This is a genomic window from Ohtaekwangia kribbensis, from assembly GCF_042676245.1.
Taxonomy (GTDB): domain Bacteria; phylum Bacteroidota; class Bacteroidia; order Cytophagales; family Cyclobacteriaceae; genus Ohtaekwangia; species Ohtaekwangia kribbensis.
Window position 1 is genome coordinate 1 of record NZ_JBHTKA010000007.1, and the last position, 16,654, is coordinate 16,654.

Consider the following 16,654-nt stretch of genomic DNA (forward strand, 5'->3'; position numbering starts at 1 on the left):
ACGACTGTCTGTTTAAATTCTTCGCTAAAAAGACGTCTGTTCGCTAATGTAATTCGCTTTGTCATAAGTTAACCTTTTGTGGTCAACCTATTTCAGGGACTGACAGCTGCGAGCCGTGAGCTGGGAGTTGCGAGAAGTTGTCAGACGCTGACGGCAGCTCCCGTCTGTTAGGCGTTTTTGGGTAAAGTATATCTATACCTCAACGCAATCTTCCTGCAGCCAGTAACCAGAAGCCAGCAGCACTTCTTTTTCTTCTTACTCCTGACTTCTTACTTCTAATCCAGCGACTCGCAGCTCACCGCTACTTTCAAACTATCCACCAGGTAGCTCTCATTCACTACGGCTCCGATTACAATTACTGCTGGTGAGCTGATCTGTTGCTCTTGTGCGAGTGCGGCTATCGATGCAACGGTACCTCTAACAGTTTTTTGCATCGGTGTAGTAGCATATTGAATTACTGCGACTGGCTCGGAAGCAGAGCGTTCCTGCTCAAACAGACGCACTATCTTTTCAAGGTGTGTCATTCCCATCAATATGACCACTGTCGCAGACGACTGTGCTGCAATCGCTATATCTTTTGACATCTCGCCTGATGAGAGCATACCGGTAATAACCCAGAAGCTTTCATTAACGCCACGTTTTGTTAAAGGTATACCACACGAAGCCGGGGCAGCCAACGCGCTGGACACACCGGGAATAACTTCTACGTTCACACCGCGTCTCATCGCATACTCCAGTTCTTCGTGGCCGCGTCCGAATACATACGAGTCGCCACCTTTTAAGCGTACTATATTAGTATAGCGTGTTGCGTAGAATACAATAAGTTGATTGATTTCTTCCTGCGAGAATTCCTTTTTACCTTTTCGCTTTCCTACATATACACGTTTGCACGTTGGCTTGGCGAGTTCCAGTAATTCTGCAGAAACCAGTGCATCATAAAGAATCACGTCAGCATTCCGCAAAGCTTTAATCCCTTTCATGGTGATCAGGTCCGGGTCTCCGGGGCCAGCGCCAACCATCGTAACGGTCGGGGTTTTCTGCATGTTCTCTCGCATGTACTTAAAATTTATACGTAATTATACGTAAAATATTCGTAAATATACTTGCTGCTTGAATTTATTTACGTATAATTACTTAAAATTTGGCTTCGAAATACTTAAAACGATTGCAATGAAGAAGAGGATTATCGTAGTAGGAAATGGAATGGTAGGATACAAGTTTTGCGAAAAACTACGTAACCGTTCCACCACTGTAGACATTGTAGTATACGGAGAAGAACCACGGCCTGCATACGACCGTGTTCACCTGAGTAGCTATTTCTCCGGCTCCACAGCCGAAGACCTGCTCATGGCACCAGCCGAATGGTATACCGATAATAATATAGTGTTACATACCGGTGAACTTGTTACCGAGATCAATCGCATCGATAAGACAATTCGTACACATACCGGTCGCTCTGATAAATATGATTACCTCGTACTGGCTACAGGTTCAAGCGCATTTGTTCCGGCTATAGAAGGAGTAGAACGTCATGGTGTTTTTGTATATCGTACAATTGAAGACCTCGTACAGATCACCGAGTATGCAAAAAAAGTAAAGCGTGGTGCTGTGATGGGCGGAGGTTTATTAGGACTCGAAGCCGCCAAAGCATTGCTTGATCTCGGTCTTGAGACACACGTGGTAGAATTTGCACCACGACTGATGCCGAGACAAATTGATGATGCAGGTTCAGATATACTGGCCGGTAAATTATCGCAGTTAGGTATTACTATACATACCGGTAAAAGTACCAAAAAGATAGAAGGCAATGGTAAGTTGGAAGGACTGTTGTTCGCTGATGATACCAAACTCGATATTGAAATGCTTGTCATTTCAGCAGGTATCCGTCCGCGCGATGAGCTGGCAAAGGCAACGTTGCTAAATGTTCATCCGCGTGGAGGGATTGTGGTTGATGACTATATGCGCACCACCGATGAAAGTATATTTGCCATCGGTGAAGCAGCTGTCCACAACAACATGGTATACGGACTTGTCGCTCCGGGCTATGATATGGCCGATATAGTGGCACGTCAGGTTACAGGCGATTCATCCAAATCATTTACCGGCTTTGATATGTCTACCAAACTGAAACTGATTGGTGTAGATGTAGGAAGCTTCGGTGATCCGTTCTGCGATGCAACACCGCATATACCGATCGTATTCAAGAATAAACACAAAGGCACCTATAAGCGAATCAACATTTCAGAAGACGGTAAATATTTACTCGGTGGTATACTCATAGGTGATGCAGGCCAGTATAATATACTTCACCAGATGGTGATGAATAAAATGCCGCTTCCTGAAAATCCGGAGACACTCATTGTTGGTGGAGGCGGTAAAGCAAATGATGAAGCAGCCGGTGTAAAAGGTTTACCGGATACAGCGCAGATCTGCTCATGCGAAAATATTACCAAAGGTGCTATTGTAGAACAGGTAACATCCTGCGGTGCGCGAACAATAGACGACCTTAAGAAATCTACCAAGGCGTGTACCGGATGCGGTGGTTGTACACCGATGGTAAACGACCTGTTGAAAATTACACTGGAATCACTTGGCCATACGGTAAAGAAAACACTCTGCGAACACTTCAACTACACCAGACAAGAGTTGTATGATATTATTAAAGTGAAGGGTATCAAAAGCTACGACCAGCTTTTGAATACCCATGGCGCAGGGGATGGTTGTGAAGTATGTAAACCTGCCGTAGCATCGTTGCTCGCGAGTATCTGGAATGATGTAATTCTGAAAGAAGATACCATCCAGGATTCCAACGATCGCTTCCTGGCAAACATTCAACGAGGCGGTACCTACTCCGTTGTGCCGCGCATTGCCGGAGGAGAAATTACGCCACAAAAACTTTCGGCTATAGGACGTATCGCGGAGAAGTATAATCTATATACCAAGATCACCGGTGGACAACGCATTGATATGTTTGGAGCAAGGGTTGATCAGCTCCCGGATATATGGGAAGAATTGATTGCCGAAGGATTTGAAAGTGGGCACGCGTATGGTAAATCGCTGCGCACAATTAAAAGTTGTGTAGGCTCTACATGGTGTCGTTATGGCGTTCAGGATTCAGTTTCATTCGCGGTGTTTGTAGAAGAACGCTATAAAGGCTTGCGTGCTCCGCATAAACTCAAAGGTGCCGTATCCGGATGTATCCGCGAATGTGCAGAAGCTCAGTCAAAAGACTTCGGTATTATCGCTACGGAAAAAGGATGGAACCTGTATGTATGTGGTAACGGAGGCGCAAGACCTCAGCATGCTAAATTACTCGTAGCCGATGTTGATACCGACACCTGCATCAAGTATATAGATCGCTTCCTCATGTTCTACATCCGCACCGCTGATCCGCTTACCCGCACAGCAACCTGGCTGAACAAAATGGAAGGTGGCCTTGAGTATCTCTACGATGTAGTGGTGAACGATTCACTGGGTATAGGAGAAGAACTCGAAAGAGACATGGCTGCGTTGATCGCCAACTACCACTGCGAGTGGAAGAAGGTTGTGGAAGATCCGAAGCTTCGCGCCAAGTTCAAGCACTTTATCAACTCGGAAGAAGAAGATGCCACCATTCAGTATGTTGACATGCGTGGACAAAAAGCTCCGATCGACTGGAACAAGTAATATAGTTTGTGTAGACAGAAGAAATATATATAGTCAGACGCCCTGAATATTTTGTAAAAAACGATTTATGGAATTACACAACGAGATAAAGACATTTACTCCTGCTGCCGAAGCAGAAGTTTCAATATGGTTTAAAGCAGCCCGCGTGGAAGATTTTCCGGAGAATGGCGGAGCATGTGTTAAGTATAAAGATATGCAGATCGCGGTGTTCAACTTTACAAGAAGAAACGAGTGGTATGCCTGTCAGAATTTATGTCCGCATAAAATGCAGATGGTACTGTCGCGCGGTATGATCGGTTCAAAAGATGGCGAACCGAAAGTAGCGTGTCCGTTTCATAAGAAAACTTTTTCACTGAAGTCAGGCGAATGTCTCAATGCTGAAGAGTGCAACATTGCTGTGTTCCCTGTAAAAGTAGAAGAAGGATATGTACATATAGGTTTTACGCGATAACAAAGATCTTTCCTTCCAATTCACAAGTTAGGTTAGTTAGGTAAATGTCAGGTCGCCATGCCTGGCATTTTTCCTTTTAAAGATCTTTGTAAAACCAGGAGTGCAAACTCACCAAAGTATAATTAGTATTTCACCGTATTTATTACGTAAATTTCCTACGTAAATGACCCTGGAATTTAATTCTGAAAGTAAACTGAAATTCAACCGCTTCAGCAAGTTGGGTATGTGGTATATCCTCGCGCTCAGCGTAATAGCAACCGTATCGATTGTCGGACAATTCCTGATCCAGAATCATTTGGACAATCAGCTTAGCGACTCGCACGTAATTAACGTAGCCGGTCGTCAGCGTATGATCAGTCAGCGTATTACCAAGTGCGCCTTGTTACTGAAGCCCGTGCAAGACAGCAGTCAGCGTATTGAGATACTCAACGAAATGAAAGGCGCTTTACAGCTCTGGACAATTTCACACAACGGTCTTCAAAAAGGAAATGACAGTCTCCGCCTGCCGGGCAATAACAGCACCGCGGTAACGGCCATGTTCGATCAGATCAACAACCACCACTTGGCTATGCGCACGAATGCTGCAGCCATCATTGAGACACTGAGTAAAGATCCGGACGCTTCCTACGATACACTCGGACCTTTTATCGAAGGTATATTAGAACATCAGCATGCTTTTCTGGACGGCATGAACGCGATCGTGTTTCAATACGATCATGAAGCCAAACAAAAGATCAGTCGCCTGAGCACGTTGGAATATGCACTGCTGATTATATCCATCGTAGTAATTATACTCGAGATACTGTTTGTATTCAGACCAACTGCGTTGCAGGTAAATAAAACGGTAAATCAACTCATCGCTTCTGAGAAGAATGCCAAGAAACTTTCGAAGGAGATTGGTGCGCTCTATTCATCGCTTGAAAAATCGTACGAAGAATTATCGCACGTAAATGTGCCGGTCGAAACCCCCAAGATCTATGCGAAGACCGATCGAGGGGGAAATGTAATTTTCATATCCGATCTCTTCACCGAACTGAGTGGCAGAGAACTATCTCTTAAATCGTCTCCATTGAAAGATCTCTTCCCTGCATCAAACCTGAATGATGAGTGGATGGAAGAAGTGATCGATCAGCTTTCAGAGGGCAATGCATGGCAGGGTGTAATTCATTACCAGGATCGTAAAGAAAAAGATCGTTGGGCAGACATTATGATCGTGCCGGCACTGAATGAAAAAACGGAAGTAGAAGAATGGTTGGTACTGGGTTCCGATATTACATTGCAGAAGCAAGCAGAGAAAAATATACGCGCCAAGAGTAAAGCCGAGATCGAGAAGAAAATTAATCAGCAGAAATTCCGTTCAGTACTTATTCTCGAAGGGCAGGAGGAAGAACGCAAACGCCTGGCCATGGATATACACGATGGTATAGGACAAATGCTTACGTCATTGAAATTCCAGATTGAGTCCATCGATCTGAAGCATGATGAAAGTGTAGCACAACATAAATTATCCGAGATACAACAACTCATCAAGCAGGTAATAAAAGAAGTACGCAGAGTGACGTTCAACCTCAAACCAACGGTGTTGGGCGACTACGGACTACCAGCTGCACTGAACGTTTTCATTCGTGAGATTGGGAAGTTAACCGATATAGAGTTGGTATATACTATGGAAGGTGACAGTGCTTTCCGCCTGCCGCAAAAAGTGGAGAATAACATTTTCAGAATTATACAGGAAGCGATCAACAACGCTATAAAATATTCGGAGGCATCGCGCATAGAAGTAAAACTGGAAATGACAGAAGCCGATTTGTTAATAACGGTAAGCGATAATGGCAAAGGCTTCGATGAAAAACTCGTAGAGGCGCGAAGTGTAAATATAGAGTCGGGCGGAGGATTCTTTAATATGTACGAGCGTACGGAGTATATAAACGGATTGCTCGATATACGTTCAACGCCCGGATCAGGAACTGCCGTAGTATTACGCGTTCCGGTAAAAACATTGTTAACAGTAGCATAAACAGTATGAACAAGATCAATATAGTGCTGGCAGACGATCATGTATTGGTACGCAACGGTATAAAAGCGATGCTTGAGTCAGATGCCGATATAGATGTTATAGGCGAAGCCAATAACGGAGTTGAGGCGCTTGAGACCGCTCGCAGATTACACCCGGATATACTCGTACTCGATATACGCATGCCCGAGATGAACGGTCTCGAAGCCGCTGCTAAACTTGGCGCATATTCACCTGACACCCGCGCGGTAATTTTATCCATGCACGACTCCGAAGAATATGTACTGCAGGCACTCGATGCCGGTGCGTATGGCTATTTGCTAAAGGACACAGACCGTAATGAATTTATCAAAGCACTGAAGCAGATATATAACGGCAACAAATATTTCAGTGGTGCTGTATCCAACGTGTTGGCCAACCGTCTGCTCAATACCAAGCCGTTCACAACAAGTAAGCCTGCCGTGCCGGAACCAGCAGAAGACAGCTATAGTCTTACACGCAAAGAGAAAGAAATTCTTCAAATGATTGTTGATGGGAAACAGAATAAACAGATCGCGGAAGCATCCGGTAAAAGTGTTCGTACTATTGAGACACATCGTTTCAACATCATGAAAAAGTTAGGCGTCAACAACGCGATCGATATGGTAAACAAGGCTGTTAAGGAGAACCTTGTATAAACAAACTTCACGTTGGTGAAAATTACACGCTGAGTAAAAAAATACTCAGCACGTTGTCATTCATCTTCACTGCTTATTTCCATTGTACAGGCGCATCGCCACCGGCATAGTTATTTAATTTCTTACCGGCGAAAACATATGTCTCACGTAAACAAAAAGGAGGTACTATGGCTATCCTGGAAAAGAATTATGAAGTAGATAATCGTACAGGTCTTAATCACGAAGGTCCTGATGCGAATATACCCGTACGCAGATTAACAGCAACATCAATCATTGGCGACCGTGTTGAAAATCCTATAGGTGAAAATCTTGGAAAGATCGATAACCTGATGGTGAACCTGCACAGCGGCCATATTGAATATGCTGTAATAGACTTCGGCTCGTTCTTGGGAATAGGCGGTAAACTATACGCAATTCCATTTGCAGAACTACGCCTGGATCCCGATCGCGAATTGTTTATTCTCAACCGCGATAAGGATTACCTGAAAACAATTCCGGGCTTTGATAAAACTCACTGGCCGGATACCAACGATCACTCTTACTTTAATGATGTGAATACATATTGGGGTACACCGTATCCAAATTCAAATTATTAAACGAATTGTGGTCGCATTAAAAAAGGACACCGTAAAAAAGTGTCCTTTTTAATTTTATAATCTTTTTGTTTTTATAGATCTTCCAATCTTCTTAATCTTCCAACCTATATATCGGAATACTCAGTTGGAAACATAAAGTATATATTGATCTTCGAAACATTGTTCTGATACTCTTGCATCGAAGAAAGTTTTTTCCATTCCGGATCATTACTGAAAGCCTTCCAATGTTCATCGCGCGATGCCTGGTTTTCGAAAGATGTCATGTACATCAGGTTGGGCATGCGACCTCCGGACAGCACTTCTCCATAGAACACAGCATTAAAACCAAGGCGTTTGAAAAGTGTTACCTCGCCACCCTCGTTAAACATCTGTACTTTGTTGTGGTATATTTTCTCGGTGTGTCCTTCGTAGCTTCTTAATTCATATATACGTTCGTTGCGTGGTCCTTTCAGTGCAGGCACTTCCGGTTGTGGCATATAGCTGAAGGCTTTCAATACAATAGATTGCAGTCGGGTAAACGGAGGCGCGCTATAGGGAGCATCAACATAATTTTTACCGGCAGCCAGGTACTGTTTGTCTTTTTGCAATACATCGTGCAGCGATGCAAACTGGTCGAGTGAAGTAAACGGAGTTAATACATAAATACGTTTTCCATAGTACGCCGTATCTTTTTCTACCGGTTTGAATACACCTACTTTATTTATACCTGCCCGGTGCAGTGCCGGTATATAGGCATTCTTAAGATAATCATCAATCAGCTTCTCCTGATCGGGCGAGGTAAACTCATAGATCTTGATTTCATAATAAGCACGCTTGGGGGGTGCGGCAAGGCTGATGGTAGCCGTTACCATCACGAGGAACATCCAGTTGAGAATCTTCATATTTTTTTGGTTGTGGAAAGTGAAGATATAAAATGTTGGAACGTACGGAACACGACTTGTGATGAAAGGTAGCGGGTTGATGTAAATACAAGTGGATTTCCAGTTTCATAAAAAAATAATATGGCATATTTTATAAATGAATGTTCATTCATTTATATTTGCCGCACTGAAATGAGAACCCGGGACGAACAGAAAGAACTCACGATTCGTGAAAAAGCGCTCGAGATGATCGTAGAGCAAGGCTTTGATGGCTTTAGTATGCAAAAACTGGCGAAGGCAGCCAACGTATCGCCAGGTACACTCTATATCTATTTCAAAGATCGCGATGATCTTATCATGAAACTGTGGGAAACTCAGATGAAGAACATGAGCGATGCTATACTGTATAACTTCGATCCGGAAGCTTCGTTCGAAGAGGGATTGAGAGTGCAGTGGATGAACCGTGCACGATACCTGATCGAGAATCCATTGAGTATGCAATTTATGGAGCAGATAAAATATTCTCCCTATCACCACGTCTCTCTCACCAGGCTGGATAATAATTTCCTGGACATGATGAGGAAGTTTGCTCATAATGCGATCAAACGGAAAGAGTTGGTGAAGCTGCCGATTGAAGTGTATTGGTCAATGGCTTTTGCTCCACTATATCAACTGGTAAAGATGCATATTACTGGCAGAGGCATGCATAGCGGACCAGAGAAGTTCGTGCTCGATGAGAAGACCATGAATATGACTTTGAAGCTCGTGTTAAAAGCACTCAGACCCACGTAGCGTTTTGTATTACCAATAACCCCAACCCCATGCAAAACTTACTGACCGATATACTCATCTTCAAAACCAACATCCGCGAGCAGGATATACCTGATATCGCAGTGGCCATGTTACTGGAACCCCGCGTTACCAAATGGAGCGTTGATTGTGGTGATGTAGATCGTGTGTTGCGCGTAGAAGCATATCAACTCCCAGCCTGGGAGATGATCGCGCTCGTACAACGGACAGGCTATCGGTGTGAGGAGTTACCGGACTGATTTCAGTTGGTCATTTAGTTTCACTCTCTTAAAAACGAAGCATGGATAAAAAGATATTTTCCAAATATGATGTATTTGTGATTGTGATCCTCACGATCCTGCAATTCACCATTGTTCTTGATTTTATGGTGCTCTCTCCGCTAGGCGCCATACTGATGCCTACCTTGAAAATTACTCCGGCACAATTCGGCATGGTAGTTTCGGCTTATGCATTCAGTGCCGGTATATCCGGACTGTTGGCGGCCGGCTTTGCCGATAAGTTCGATCGGAAAAAATTACTATTGTTCTTTTATGTTGGTTTTGTATTCGGAACATTTTTATGCGGTATAGCGCCCGACTATAATTTCCTGCTTGCAGCGCGAGTAGTGACTGGTATATTTGGTGGTGTGATCAGCTCCATCAGTTACGCGATCATTACCGACCTCTTCCGCATGGAAGTACGCGGACGCGTGATGGGCTTTATACAAATGTCGTTTGCCAGCAGTCAGGTATTGGGCCTTCCGTTAGGATTATACCTGGCGAATCTCTGGGGATGGCATTCACCGTTCATGCTCATTGTAGGCGTAAGCGTTGTTACCGGTATATTCATTGTACTATATATGAAGCCTGTGAATGCTCACCTGTTTACGCAGGCCCGCGGCAATGCATTTACACACCTTGGCAAAGTAGTATCAAACCGGAATTACCTGCGTGCATTTGCTGCCACAACATTGCTGGCAACGGGTGGATTTATGCTCATGCCTTTTGCGAGTGCATTTAGTGTAAACAATCTCGGTATATCCGTTGATAAACTTCCGATGCTCTATATGTTTACCGGTATATTTTCCATGGCCAGCGGACCGCTCATTGGTAAATTGAGTGATTCTGTAGGTAAGTATACCGTGTTCGTTTGGGGAACACTGGTAAGCTGTGTAATAGTGGTGATATATTCTAATTTAGGTGTCACGCCACTGTGGGCCGTTATCATCGTCAGCATAATCATGTTCATGGCCGTGTCATCCCGTATCATATCATCGTCAGCATTAATGACAGCCGTACCGGAACCAGCCGACCGGGGAGCATTTATGGGTATAAATTCGTCTGTTCAACAGATATCGGGTGGTATCGCAACATTTATAGCAGGATTGATCGTTATACAAACTTCATCCGGTAAACTTGAAAACTACAATATACTAGGTTATACCGTTGTAGGTACCAGCTTAATAACAGCAGCCATGCTGTATTCCATTCACCTGTATGTAGCACGGAAATCACAACAGAATTTTCAAAAGGCTGCAGCCTGACGGGTATAGAATAATGCTATAGAACACTAAAACAATAAAGGTATATATGATCGCATATATACCTTTATTGTATAATCAATTATCAAATTTACTTTCGGAGCGGATCCAACAGGTACATAAGCCCGTTCGTCTTGATCTCAAAAAGCGTTGCGAGCATCATGCCCAATTTACCAGGCGGAAACCCTTCACGCGCAAACCACTCCAGGTAAGATACCGGCAGATCACAAAGCACCGTACCCTTATACTTGCCAAAAGGCATTCTCATCGAAACAATCCCCCGAAGTATATCCGGATCGGGCACTGCATTTTCTGCTTCCATAGTTTGAAATAGTTATGAGTTGCGAGCTGCGAGGAAAGGCTGCTGGTTACTGAAAGTCTTCAGTAATGAATCGTTCACTACTTACTGGCATCACATTACCATCAGAAAAACAACCTGTAGCCAGAAGCCGGCAGCTTGCAACTTTTTTAATCTCGCAGCTCAAAGCTCGCGGCTCGCAGCTAATTAAAAGTTCCACCTAAACGTAGCACCGTAATTGCGCGGGTTGCCAAGGTGAGTTGCACCAAAGTCGTACGCATAGGAGATGTAGGTTTCGTCACTCAGGTTGCGTCCCCAGAACATAAGTTCAAAGTTACGGAACGCTGCACCGGCACGTGCGTTAAATATACTATATCCGGATTGTTTGATGTTGTTGGCAAGATCAAAGTATTGTTTGCCAAGATTCATCCATTCTCCACGTGCTATCAGGGTAATGCCGGATGATTTCAAAGTATAGCTATACTGTGCGGCAAGCATCGAAGTGTGCTGTGGTGTATAGATCTGGCGGTTGCCATCGAAATTTACCTGTTCACCATTTTGTGGAAGTACCAGGTCATCATACGTTGCTTTGTTGATACCGGCAGCGTAATCAAGTTGAAGTCCTTTTACCAGTGTTGCTGAAACTTCCAGTTCTGCGCCAATGCTGCTGAGTTCACCAGCATTGCGTGTTACCGTAATGGCATCCGGGAGAATGAGTGTCGGTACTTGCGCATCGGTAACTTTAATATAGTAGGCAGCAACATTTACCTGCAGGCGATCATTCAGGAATGAATTTTTGAAACCAAGTTCTGCGTTGGTGCTATATTCCGGTTTATAGGCATATAGCGGAGCCTGCGATGGATCGGATGACAGCTGTGTTAAACCTCCCGCACGGAATCCGCGACTACTTGTAATATATATAGTGTGATTCGGTGTAGGATGAAACGCAAGACTGAGTTTCGGAGAGAAAGCACTGAACGATGTTGATGCCGCTGTATCAGGTTGTGTCTCAAATACAGGCTCGTTCATGCCATCGATCAAAAATTCTCCGTGTACATTTTGCTTCTTCTTTTCATAATCATAGCGCACGCCGGCGGTCAGGTCAAGTTTATCAGAGAATGCATAGGTTGCCTGTCCGTAGAAAGCTATACCCTTGCTGCTACCGTCTGATGTGTTGAGTATCGCGGAGAAAGGCATCGCATTTTCATCGATATAGGCAGCGTCTTCGCCAAAATGTGTTGCCTGCTTCACAGGATTGTCCTGGTGGAACAAATAAGCTCCGGCTGTCCACTTCAACGGAGAAGTACTTGCCGCTGGCGATGATACTTTAAACTCTTGCGTAAATACTTTTACGTTGTTCCAGTCTTTGCCGTAATCATTAATAATGGTGATGCCATCGATAGGAGAGAAATCGCCATCGATCGGATCATCGTAAATGCGATCGTTAGACTGATATGTAGTGAGTGAAGAGAAGTTCACCACATCGCCTGCATAGTTAATATTTAAAGAGCTGTTGAATACATTGTCAACCAACGTAGTAGTAGCGTTCTGATTTACTTTGAAAGGTTCACTCAACGCACCTTCTACTGAGCCTGCCAAAGGAAAGGCACCATCGTTACGATTTATACTGTGCTTTACATTCAGCGTTACTGCCAGTTTCGAAGTAGCGAGATACTTCAGGTAATAGTTACCGGTAATGTTATACTTCTTGTCGAAGTCAGAATTGTTGAAATCATTTTTGTAGAAACCGGAGTTGGCATCATACATGCCGGCTACACCCAGGAAAAGTTTGTTGGCAACCAGTGGCGTGCGAACGCCGAAGCCATAACGCTGCTGGCCATAGTTACCGATGTTGGCTTCAACAAAACCGCGCGTAGTATTGCCCGGCTCTTTGGTAATAATGTTGATTACACCAGCCATAGCGTTGCGTCCATACAATGTTCCCTGCGGACCGCGCAGTATTTCGATGCGTTCAACATCGAAGAGCTGTGCGATATAGGTGTCCAAACTGAATTGGTTAACACCATCTATATACGTAGCAACTGCCGGATCGTATGAGGTTGACGTAATGCCGCGGATCGAAGTAACATTTCGGTTATCTCCGGGATTTGATGAAAATACATTCGGAGCTATGGCAGTAATGTCTTTCACGTTCCACAGGCGATACTCATTTACCTTGCGTGCAGAAAGTGCGCTGATGCTGAACGGTATACGTTGCAGAGGTTCTTCTGTTTTCTGTGCCGTTACCACAACATCGTCAAGTTGCGTCACCGATTCAGTAAGTGTAATGGACAATGCCGATGCACCGGAAGTTACCGGTTGTTGTATGCTGGCATATCCTACGGCAGAAACAAATAGAGTATATTCTCCGGAAGGAACATTGATAATCGTAAAGGCTCCAGATGCATCCGTAACAGCGCCATAATTTGTGTTGAGCAGATGTACCGTAACGCCTTGCAACGGCTGTGCGTCACCGTTGGTAATTTTTCCAGATATCTCTCCCTGCGCAAATGCCACACACGATAAGAGTATAATGGATGATAATGTGAGTAATAATCTTTTCATTCGATAGTGTTGTTGTAGCGATAATTTTTAATGGGCTGCTATACTACTGTGGAAAAAACTAAGATCAAACCCTATTTCACAGAAGCACATTTCTGTTCGTCACGAGTGGTAAATCACGTCTCTTTGCCTCCCGATCTGCATAAGTTGCTAATCAATGTTAGTCAGGCACGTAAAAAAGTCGTACGTAGGCATTATTTTGCAAACGATTTTTTACGTATATCAATCCTTTTCTGAATATTTTTACGTATTAATACGTAATATGTGAAGCCATTTACGTAAGTTTAGTACGTAAATAATACGTAAAAAATGGATCAGAACTTACCCGCGGCTAAAGCCACCAAAATCAACCTTCTTGATTTTAAATCGCCCTCCATGCGTGCATTCCATATTACGTGGATCACGTTCTTCCTCTGTTTTTTCGGCTGGTTTGGTATTGCACCGCTCATGCCGGTGGTACGCAAAGATCTCGGACTTACACAGGCACAGGTAGGTAACATTATTATAGCCTCTGTGTCCATTACCATTTTCGCGCGCCTCGTGTTCGGATGGTTGTGCGATAAGATCGGTCCGCGTATTTGCTATACTATATTATTATTTGTTGGCTCGGTGCCGGTAATGCTCATTGGTTTGAGCAACAGTTACGAATCGTTTCTCTTGTTCCGTCTTGCCATTGGTGTGATCGGAGCTTCTTTTGTTATTACACAATATCATACTTCGGTTATGTTCGCACCCAACGTAGTGGGTACTGCGAATGCAACAGTAGCCGGCTGGGGTAACATGGGCGGAGGTGTTACGCTGATGGTGATGCCTTTGGTGCTCGCAGCATTTGTGGGTGTAGGCTATACCAGCGAAATAGCATGGCGGTATAGCATGATGGTACCCGGTATAGGATTGTTCATTATGGGCTTTGTATATTATTTCTGCACACAGGATACACCCGAAGGCAATTTATCGGATCTCCGTAAAAAAGATGCACATTTCAAAGCAAAGAAAGGCGATGAGAAAGGAAGCTTCCTGAAAGCTCTCAGCGATTACCGCGTATGGATTTTATTTCTTGCTTACGGTGCATGCTTCGGTATAGAGATCACCATTGATAATATAGCAACACTATATTTTGTCGATAATTTCAATCTTGGTTTAAGAGAAGCCGGAATCATTGCCGGTACATTTGGTATGATGAACATCTTTGCCCGCGCACTCGGAGGTATATTTGGTGATAAGGCCGGTAAAAAGTTTGGTCTCAAAGGACGCATCATCGTGCTTGGTATATTTCTGCTGTTCGAAGGTATAGGCATTATGATCTTCTCCACGATGGATGTACTGCCGTGGGCGATTGCTACCATGTTGTTGTTTGCATTGTTCCTCAAGATGTCAAATGGAGCAACGTACTCCGTTGTTCCTTTCATAAATAAGAAAGCTATAGGAGCGGTGTCTGGAATTGTTGGAGCCGGAGGAAATGTAGGCGCTGTGCTTGCAGGGTTTCTGTTTACATCCAACGATGTGTCCTATCGCGATAGTTTGTTCACCATTGGGATAGCGGTTACGGTTGTATCCGTGTTATCACTTGTACTTGGTGCCATGAAGAAACATGAAGAGGTCAACCAGGTTGAAACACTTGCTGAGCCTGAATTAAAAGCTGCCTAACTCACAACCCAGTATATATATAGCGAAGAGTATATAAAGATATAAACCATCAACCCTGTAGGCACTACCAGGTAGTGCTTGCATAAAAAAGAGAAGTCCCCTTTATGAACTGCGACATTCTTCCAGGGGACTAGTATTTAGTCGAAACTAAACCTTCAAATTTATGTATAAGAAAAATTACTTACCAATTTTAGTTGTGCTTTTTTGCCTGCCGGGCCTGCAGCAGGCGTTTGCGCAATTTACAGTATCAGGACAATTGCGCACGCGTACAGAGCTTCGCAACGGTCAGGGTACACTGCAGGTGAAAGATACCGCGCGTGCTTTATTTACATCGCAACGTACGCGCCTCAACTTCGGTTATTCAGGCTATCGCTTTAAATTATATGCATCTGTGCAAGATGTACGCGTGTGGGGACAAGATGCTTCTTCCATCAACCGTGTAACAACCGATGCGAATGATGGGTTTATGCTGCACGAAGCATGGGCTGAGATCAGCCTCGTAGACACCGGTAAAGTAATCAAGAATTTTTCATTGAAGATAGGTCGCCAGGAATTGGTATATGATGATGTACGATTACTTGGAAACCTGGACTGGCTGCAGCAGGCAAGAAGACACGATGCTGCGCTTTTAAAATTTGAACACAACGGTTGGACAGCACATCTCGGTGCTGCTTACAATCAGAATGCGGAGCGCAAATCAAATACTATATACAACGGAGTGCCTACCGGCTACACAGCCAGTACCAACGGTATGGGAGCCATGTATAAATCCATGCAGTTCTTATACCTCGGCCGGAAACATTTCTTTGGCAATTCATCCGTTCTTTTTTTTAAAGATGACTTCAGTAAATTTCACTATGCCGCAGCGGATGTAAACAAAACAACGCCTATATATGATCGTGGCGTATGGAGCCGCTATACAATGGGGGCGAACCTGTTCGGTACAGCAAAGCGGAAATTAGGTTTTGCGGTCAGTGCATTCTACCAGGGCGGGAAGTATCGCGAAGGCACTTCACTGAGTGAATACCTGATCTCTGCATCAACACAATATGCTGTGGGCAGAAAACTAAGCGTTGGTCCGGGTGTTGACATAACTTCCGGTAACAACGGTTCTGATCCTACAAAAAGATTTCAGCGCTTCGATCCGCTCTATGGAACGCCGCACAAGTTCTGGGGCTATATGGATTACTTCTACGTGGCCGATGGCTTTGGCGCTAACGGACTTGTGGACTACTATCTGAAAGCGAAGTATAAACTGAAAGACAACTTCACCCTTTTCCTCGATGGACATCGCTTTGTGTTACCGACTGCGGTAATAGCGAACGATGGCTCTACCATGAAGAAAAGTTTAGGTACCGAAATCGACTTTGTATTTAACTATGCTATGACGAAGACGGTGACAATCGAAGGTGGTTATTCAACCATGTTCTCTACTTCAACCATGGCATCTGCCAAAGTAAAGAACGTTAACCGTGCCGCAGACTTTTCAGACTGGGCATACCTGATGATCTCCATCAAACCTGAATTTACTTTCAAAAACTAAAGCGCTGAATC

Annotated in this window: 14 protein-coding genes; 10 read left to right on the top strand and 4 right to left on the bottom strand. The window is 44.1% G+C overall.

Features of this window, described 5'->3' with window-relative positions; genetic code table 11:
• Positions 1-275 precede the first annotated feature (275 nt).
• A complete protein-coding gene (gene cobA, locus ACFQ21_RS15300; protein ID WP_377580145.1) occupies positions 276-1,055 on the bottom strand; it encodes a uroporphyrinogen-III C-methyltransferase in 780 nt (259 codons plus the stop codon).
• Positions 1,056-1,170: 115 nt separating this feature from the next.
• Between cobA and nirB the strand changes: the two genes are divergently transcribed.
• The 5 genes from nirB (at position 1,171) to ACFQ21_RS15325 (ending at position 7,404) form a co-directional block, all read left to right on the top strand.
• A complete protein-coding gene (gene nirB, locus ACFQ21_RS15305; RefSeq protein WP_377580146.1) occupies positions 1,171-3,666 on the top strand; it encodes a nitrite reductase large subunit NirB in 2,496 nt (831 codons plus the stop codon).
• Positions 3,667-3,733: 67 nt separating this feature from the next.
• A complete protein-coding gene (gene nirD / locus ACFQ21_RS15310) occupies positions 3,734-4,117 on the top strand; it encodes a nitrite reductase small subunit NirD (RefSeq protein ID WP_377580147.1) in 384 nt (127 codons plus the stop codon).
• A 163-nt stretch (positions 4,118-4,280) separates the two neighbouring features.
• On the top strand, positions 4,281-6,134 hold the full coding sequence (locus ACFQ21_RS15315; protein ID WP_377580148.1) for a sensor histidine kinase: 1,854 nt from the start codon (positions 4,281-4,283) through the stop codon (positions 6,132-6,134).
• Positions 6,135-6,139: 5 nt separating this feature from the next.
• Entirely contained in the window at positions 6,140-6,808 is a 669-nt protein-coding gene (locus tag ACFQ21_RS15320) for a response regulator transcription factor (RefSeq protein WP_377580149.1), read from the top strand.
• 167 nt (positions 6,809-6,975) lie between these two features.
• The gene (locus ACFQ21_RS15325) at positions 6,976-7,404 is read left to right on the top strand and encodes a PRC-barrel domain-containing protein (protein ID WP_377580150.1); all 429 of its coding nucleotides are present in this window, start codon (positions 6,976-6,978) and stop codon (positions 7,402-7,404) included.
• A gap of 104 nt (positions 7,405-7,508) precedes the next feature.
• Here ACFQ21_RS15325 and ACFQ21_RS15330 read toward each other — a convergent pair whose 3' ends face one another.
• Positions 7,509-8,285, bottom strand: coding sequence for an NIPSNAP family protein (locus tag ACFQ21_RS15330; RefSeq protein ID WP_377580151.1), 777 nt, complete (start codon positions 8,283-8,285; stop codon positions 7,509-7,511).
• A 171-nt stretch (positions 8,286-8,456) separates the two neighbouring features.
• On the opposite strand from ACFQ21_RS15330, the gene ACFQ21_RS15335 reads away from it, so the two are divergent.
• From ACFQ21_RS15335 to ACFQ21_RS15345, 3 genes are read left to right on the top strand one after another with little or no spacing between them, the layout of a single operon-like run.
• Positions 8,457-9,056, top strand: coding sequence for a TetR/AcrR family transcriptional regulator (locus ACFQ21_RS15335; RefSeq protein WP_377580152.1), 600 nt, complete (start codon positions 8,457-8,459; stop codon positions 9,054-9,056).
• 29 nt (positions 9,057-9,085) lie between these two features.
• Complete coding sequence (locus ACFQ21_RS15340) at positions 9,086-9,313, top strand: hypothetical protein (RefSeq protein ID WP_377580153.1); 228 nt, start codon at positions 9,086-9,088, stop codon at positions 9,311-9,313.
• Positions 9,314-9,354: 41 nt separating this feature from the next.
• The gene (locus tag ACFQ21_RS15345; RefSeq protein WP_377580154.1) at positions 9,355-10,596 is read left to right on the top strand and encodes an MFS transporter; all 1,242 of its coding nucleotides are present in this window, start codon (positions 9,355-9,357) and stop codon (positions 10,594-10,596) included.
• 88 nt (positions 10,597-10,684) lie between these two features.
• Here the strand turns inward: ACFQ21_RS15345 and ACFQ21_RS15350 are convergent, their stop codons facing one another.
• A complete protein-coding gene (locus ACFQ21_RS15350) occupies positions 10,685-10,915 on the bottom strand; it encodes a DUF3820 family protein (RefSeq protein WP_377580155.1) in 231 nt (76 codons plus the stop codon).
• A 183-nt stretch (positions 10,916-11,098) separates the two neighbouring features.
• The gene (locus ACFQ21_RS15355; protein WP_377580156.1) at positions 11,099-13,456 is read right to left on the bottom strand and encodes a TonB-dependent receptor; all 2,358 of its coding nucleotides are present in this window, start codon (positions 13,454-13,456) and stop codon (positions 11,099-11,101) included.
• 306 nt (positions 13,457-13,762) lie between these two features.
• On the opposite strand from ACFQ21_RS15355, the gene ACFQ21_RS15360 reads away from it, so the two are divergent.
• Positions 13,763-15,100, top strand: a complete 1,338-nt coding sequence (locus tag ACFQ21_RS15360; RefSeq protein ID WP_377580157.1) for an MFS transporter — start codon at positions 13,763-13,765, stop codon at positions 15,098-15,100.
• A gap of 163 nt (positions 15,101-15,263) precedes the next feature.
• Complete coding sequence (locus ACFQ21_RS15365; protein ID WP_377580158.1) at positions 15,264-16,643, top strand: alginate export family protein; 1,380 nt, start codon at positions 15,264-15,266, stop codon at positions 16,641-16,643.
• Positions 16,644-16,654: the final 11 nt, after the last annotated feature.